Annotated in this window: 5 protein-coding genes; all 5 read right to left on the bottom strand. The window is 72.6% G+C overall.

Annotation, left to right across the window (positions count from 1 at the left end):
• Positions 1-668, bottom strand: a 668-nt coding sequence (locus CCN35_RS26595) for an ATP-binding cassette domain-containing protein (RefSeq protein ID WP_086794619.1), incomplete at its 3' end; no start/stop codon positions are given.
• A gap of 50 nt (positions 669-718) precedes the next feature.
• Positions 719-1,597, bottom strand: coding sequence for an ABC transporter permease (locus CCN35_RS26590; protein WP_079129794.1), 879 nt, complete (start codon positions 1,595-1,597; stop codon positions 719-721).
• 17 nt (positions 1,598-1,614) lie between these two features.
• Positions 1,615-2,583, bottom strand: coding sequence for an ABC transporter permease (locus tag CCN35_RS26585; RefSeq protein WP_067396525.1), 969 nt, complete (start codon positions 2,581-2,583; stop codon positions 1,615-1,617).
• A 20-nt stretch (positions 2,584-2,603) separates the two neighbouring features.
• On the bottom strand, positions 2,604-4,202 hold the full coding sequence (locus tag CCN35_RS26580) for an ABC transporter substrate-binding protein (RefSeq protein ID WP_086794617.1): 1,599 nt from the start codon (positions 4,200-4,202) through the stop codon (positions 2,604-2,606).
• Positions 4,203-4,463: 261 nt separating this feature from the next.
• Positions 4,464-5,417, bottom strand: a complete 954-nt coding sequence (locus CCN35_RS26575) for a DUF4232 domain-containing protein (protein WP_086794615.1) — start codon at positions 5,415-5,417, stop codon at positions 4,464-4,466.
• Between the last annotated feature and the right edge of the window lie 768 nt (positions 5,418-6,185).

The following is a 6,185-nucleotide window of genomic DNA, read 5'->3' as shown; positions in this document are numbered from 1 at the left end:
TCGACGATGCGGCCCGCGTACATGACGGCGACCCGGTCGGCGATGCGTTCGGCTGCCGCCAGGTCGTGGGTGATCATCAGCAGGGCGCGTCCGGTGCCGTCCTCGGTGTCCACGTGGCGCCGCAGTTCGTCGACCGTGTGGTTCACCAGGGGGCGGTCGAGTCCGGTGGTCGGTTCGTCGGCCAGCAGCAGGGGGGCGTCGCCGACGAGGGCGAGGGCGAGGGCGGCGCGTCCGGCCAGACCGCCGGAGAGTTCGTGGGGGTAGCGGTCGAGGTGGTCGGCGGGGAAGGCCGCGCGCGCGGCGGCTGCCTCGGCGGCGGTGCGCAGGGCGGCCCGGCCCCGGGTCCCGGTCAGCTCGGCGACCGTTTCCTCCAGCTGCGAGCGGATGGTGCGGACGGGGGTGAGGTGCACGGCGGGGCTCTGCGGGACGAGGCCGATCAGGCGGCCCCGGACCCGGCGGGCGAGGGTGCGTTCGTCGGCGGAGAGCAGCTCCAGGTCGCCGAGGCGGGCCTCCCCGGCGACCTGGGCGTTGGCGGGGAGCAGGCCGAGGAGGGCGGAGGCGAGGACGGACTTGCCGCAGCCGCTCTCGCCGATCAGGGCCAGGCACTCCCCGGCCGCCACGTCGAAGTGGGCGTCGGTGACGGCGGCGATCCGGCGTTCGCCGGGCATCAGGAAGCGCACCGACAGTCCGCGGACCGACAGGACGGTGGGGCGCTCGTTCACAGCGTCAGCTCCGATCGGCGACGGGGGTTGATCCGCTCCCGCCAGGCTCCGGCGAGACCGGCGATGGCAAGGGTCGGGACGACGAGGAACAGGCCGGGGAAGAGGGTGGGCCACCACTGTCCGGCGAGGAGGGAGCCCCGTGCGTCCTGGATGAGGGTGCCGAGGCTCGCGGTGTGGGCGGGCAGGCCGAGGCCGAGGAACGACAGGGCCGACTCGTGCCACATGGCGTGCGGCACCATCAGGACGGCCGCGAGCGCGGCCTGGGGCAGTACGCCGGGCAGCAGATGGCGTACCGCCACCCGCCATCGGGAGGCGCCGCCGGAGACGGCGGCGTCGATGTAGGGGCGGGAGCGCAGGGACAGGACCTCGGCGCGGACGATCCGGGCCGTGGACAGCCAGTGGGTTGCCGCGATCGACGCCACCACCGGCCACACGCCCGGCCGGAACATGGCGACGACGAAGATGCCCAGCAGCAGGTGGGGCACGGACGAGATCGTGTCCACCAGCCGCATGACGACGCGGTCCGCCCAGCCTCCCAGCGCTCCGGCCGTGGCGCCGACGGCGGTGCCGACGACGGTCGCCGCCAGTGCCGCCGCCACGCCGACCAGCAGGGAGACGCGCAGGCCGTAGACGCAGCGCAGCAGCAGGTCCCGGCCGACGTCGTCGGTGCCGAGCGGGTGGGCCCAGGAGGGGGGTTGCAGCTTGGCGGACAGGTCGACGGCCTGCTGGTCGAGCCGGACCAGCGGCGGCACCAGCAGCACGGCGAGGACGATCACGGCGACCAGCGCCGCGGAGGTGCGCAGCCGGACGGTGTGCGTGGAACGGCGGCCGGTGCCGCGGGAGCGCCATACGGGCTCGACTGCCGCCTCAGCCATGGGAATCACGCGTCGCTTCACATGTCATCGAGCTTCACCCTCGGGTCGATCAGTCCGTACAACAGGTCCGCGAGGAGGTTTCCGGCCAGGACGGCGGCCGTGGCCAGCGTGGTCAGGGCGGCCAGCAGCGGGAAGTCGACGGCGGTGGCCGCCTCCACGGTCGCCGCGGCGATGCCCGGCCAGCTGAAGACGCTCTCCACGAGCAGGGCGCCGGTGATGAGTTCGGGGACGCGGGAGCCGATCAGGGTGAGGACCGGCAGCAGTCCGGAGCGCAGGGCGTGGCCGAGCAGGACGGTGCGTTCGCCCAGGCCCCGGGCGCGGGCGCCGCGCACCGGTTCCTCCGCCAGCGCGTCGGCGACGCCCTGACGGACGTACAGGGTGAACCAGGGCAGCTGGGAGACGGCGAGCACGCCGGCCGGCAGGACGAGGTGACGGGCGACCTGTCCCGCGGTGACCTGTTCGCTGGCGGTGTCGGTCAGGCCCGCGGCCGGAAGGACGCCCAGGTGGAGGGCGAACAGCCAGACGGCGAGCAGGGCGATCCAGAAGACCGGGGCGGCCTCCAGGACGTAGGCGAGCGAGGTGACCGTCCGGTCCGTCCAGGAGCCGGGCCGGCGGGCGGCGAGCACTCCGAGCAGGGTGCCGGCCACCACGGCGACGGCGAAGGCGACCGCGCACAGCAGCGTGGACCACACGAGGCGTTCGCCGATGACCTGGGCCACCGGCTGCCGCAGCACGGCCGACTGGCCCAGGTCGCCGGTGAGGGCGCCGGCCAGCCACCGTCCCCAGCGCACGACGAAGGGTTCGTCGACGCCGAGGTTGGTCCGCAGCCGGTCCAGGGTCTCCTGGTCGGCGCCGAGCACGGCGGTGCCGCCGTACGCCTTGACCGGGTCGAAGGGGGATGCGGCGGCGATGGCGAAGACGCCGAAGGTGACGACGAGCAGGACCGGGACGGCGAACAGCGCCCGCCGTCCCACCAGCCGGGCCATCGCTCCCCAGGGCAATGGGCTCATTTCTTCGGCCGCCAGGTCTCCGCGTTCCACCAGGGGCCGCTGGCGAAGCCGTGCTCGTGCGGCTCCAGCTGCGTGGTCAGGCCGTCCCAGCGGTCGGCGAGCACATAGACGTGGTCGAGGTGGGTGAGGAAGGTGTAGCCCGGGTCCGCCACGAGTGCGCGCTGAACGGTGGCGTAGGCCTCCTTCCGGGTGGCCCGGTCCTGGCTGCGGCGGCCGGTGTCCAGGGCCCGGTCCACCGTCGGGTTGTCGTAGTGGCCCATGTTGTTGAAGCCGTCGCCGGCGAGGGAGGAGTGCAGCAGGGTGTACAGCCCGAAGTCGGGGTCGCCGACACTGCCGAAGCCGGCGAGGACCGCGTCGTTCTTCATCCGGGGTTCGATGACCTCCCAGGTGGCGCTCTCGGCCTTCACCTCGATGCCGGCCTTCTTCGCGTCGGAGGCGTAGGCGAGGGCGTGGTCCTGGCGGACCTTGTCGCCCGAGGGGTAGAGCAGGGTGAAGGAGGCCCGCCGGCCGTCCTTGACCCGGATGCCGTCCGCCCCGGGCTTCCAGTCGGCCTCGTCCAGGATGCGCCTGGCCTTGGCGAGGTCCTGGGGGCGTTCGACGTCCTTGGTGTACCAGGGGTCGTCGACGGGCAGCGGCCCGTACGCCGGGCGCCCCGCGCCGTCGAGGATCTTGTCGACCATGGCCCGGCGGTCCACGGCGGCGTCCAGGGCCCGGCGGATCGCGCGGTCGCCGGTGACCTTGTGGGCGGTGGGGAGGGTGACGGCGCGGAAGTCGTAGGACCTCGCCCGGTAGGTCTTCTTGTCCTTGTCGTTCGTGAAGGTGGCGGCGAGGTCGGGCGGGAGGACCGCGCCGTCGAGGTCGCCGGAGCGCAGCCGGGTGGCGCGGACGTCGTCGTCCGGGACGATGGCCATGGTCAGCTTCTTGACCTTCGGCTCGCCGCCCCAGTAGTGGGGGTTGGCCTTGAACGTGAGCTTCTCGCCCTTGGACCAGCCGGTCAGGACGTAGGGGCCGGTGCCGACCGGCTCGGTGTTGAAGGAGCCGGTGTTGGGGTCCTGTCCGCCCGCGACGTGCTCGGGGACGATGGGCAGCACCGTGCGTGCCGCGAAGGGCGCGTACGGGTACTTGAGGGTGAAGACGACCTTGTCGTCGCCCTCCGCCCGCACCTCCTTGATGGCGTCGAGCTCGCTCCGGGAGGGGTTGTTCGTCTTCTTGTCGAGGATGGTCCGGTAGGTGAACACCACGTCGGCGGCGGTCAGCGGTTCGCCGTCGCTGAACTTCACCCCGTCCCGCAGGGTGTAGGTGTAGGTGAGCCCCTTGTCGTCGACCTCGGGGAGCGCCTTCGCCAGCGCGGGTTTCAGCTTCAGGTCCGCGTCGCGCGCGAGCAGTCCGTCGAAGATCTTGGAGTTGCCGTCCTTGCCGTAGCCCAGCAGCGGGCTGAGGGTGTCCGGTTCCGAGGCCACCCCGATCACGACGGAATCGGCGGCTCCCCCGCCGCCTCCGCCGCCGGTGGGGGCGGAACAGGCCGCCAGCCCTGCCACCAGCGCCGTCGCAACGACGGCAGCTCCGGCGGCTCGTATGCGTCGGGTCGTCGCCATGCTTCCCCACCCTCTATTACAGGTCCTTAGTTCTTGCACATCATATGCAAGTGAATTTGTGTGCAGAACTGCCGGTCGAGCAGGTGAGGCGACGAGAGGCTGAAGCGGAGACACGGCCCGGTCCGTGAGCCGGGGCGCCTCTCGAGGTGGACGGAGCCCCGCGGGAGCGATGCGGACGAGGGTGCGGGTACGGGTGCGGGCGCGGGTATGAGTACGGGTCCGGATCCGGGGCCGGGATCAAGTACGGGATCAAGTACGGGATCAAGTACGAGTCGGGTGCGGATACGGGTACGGGCCGGAGGACGGAGCCTTCCGTTCGTCCTTCTGCCAGGCGCCGACCCCGAGTTTCCCCGTCGTCCCGAGGTCCAGCTCCGTCACGACCGTCACCGGTGCGGCGCCGGGCCTCGCCCAGATCCGCACATAGGGGGCGTTCACGGGGTCACCGGCGCCCAGCTCGACGGTGTTGCGCCACACCAGCGTCGTGCGCGCCCGCTCACCGGGGCGCAGGGCCAGCGGCCGGGGCGGGGCGTCGGCCCCGGTGCCGGAGGCGATGCCGCTGCCGCCCTGCAGGACCCGTACGCCCTCGACGGGCTTGTGAGCCTCGTCCAGGAGCTGGAGCCGCGGACGGCCGTCGAGCCGGTAGGTGCCGGTGCCGCAGTTCTCCAGGTGGATTCCCACCACCCGCAGCCCCATCGCGGCGTCCCCCTGGTCCGCGTACATCCGCACTCCCGACTCCGGGCACGGGCCTGCCGCGGACGGGGTCTCGTCGGCGGGCACGCTGCGCACCTTGAGGATGCGCACGGACGGCACACCGCCGTCCCCGTACGCACCCATGGCCGGGGGCGTGAGGGTGCGCCGTACGGTCCTGCCGGGCTCCACGGACGGCACGGTCTGCTCCACGCTCTTCAGCACGGCCCCGGAGTCCGACACGATGCCGAAGGTGATGGTGTAGGTGAAGGTGCGGCTCCCGGTGTTCGTGGCCTCCCAGCGGACCTCGTCGCAGGAAGCGCCGCCCACGCCGATGATCCTGACCCCGTCCTGCTCCGTACCCGAGGCGTCGCCCGTCGGGTACGGCAGGCCTGACGGAGCCGGTGCCGTCCTCGAGGGGCAGCCGGAGGCCGAATTCCCGCCCGGCGCACCGGCTTTCTCGACCCCGCACCCCCCGAGCAGCAGCACGGCGGCGAAGGGCAGGACGAGGGAGGCGGCTCTGTACATGCACAGAGTCGATCAGGAGCGGACCGGAAGGACTGTGACGGGGGGCACATCTCCGGTCACAGCCCTGTCACAGACCGCTCGGCCCCCTCGAACCGCCCGAACCGCCCGAACCGCTCGACGACGCGGCCCTGATGGCGTCCCGGAACACCCCGGACGCCGACCGGCCGCGAGGGCCGTGAACCTGCCTGCGTCTCACCACAGAGGCCGGCCGAGGGCCGTACCCTGCCCTGCCCGAAGGTGGTGGAGAGGCAGCCCTACCGGTCGGCTGCCGGCGTCCGGCTAGCAGACGTCCTCCGGCGGCACAATCTCTCCGCGTGCCCGTCGTGGCAAGCGGACTGTGGGGTTCCCGGCCATACCGTGGTCCGTCGGCCGCCTTTACGGTGCCGGACACCGGGCCGCTCCGGCCGAATCGGACACGATGTCGGACGCGCTGTCGGACGCTGCCTCAGAACCTGTTTCGGACACCGGATCAGGCGCTGCATCAGGAGCTGGACCAGGTGCTGGTGCCGGGTCGAACGCCGAGTCGGCACGGGGTCGAGCACCGCGTCAGCGCTGGACCAGGCACCGGGTCGAGTGCTGGGCCGGATGGTGAACCGGACGCCGCATCAAGGCCGGGGAACGCCCGGTGTCCCCACGACACCAAGGGAGCCGCCATGCAGTCGCCGCCGTTCCGGAGTACCGCCGCCCCGCCGTCCCATCCTCCGTCCGCACCGTCCACCGGTCCGCTGCCGCGCCCGTCGGGACGGGTGCGGCGCGGACCGGTGGACG

This window comes from Streptomyces thermovulgaris (genome assembly GCF_002155915.1).
Classification (GTDB): Bacteria; Actinomycetota; Actinomycetes; order Streptomycetales; family Streptomycetaceae; genus Streptomyces; species Streptomyces thermovulgaris.
The sequence above is the reverse complement of the archived record's forward strand: the minus strand, read 5'-3'. Positions and strand labels throughout refer to the sequence as shown.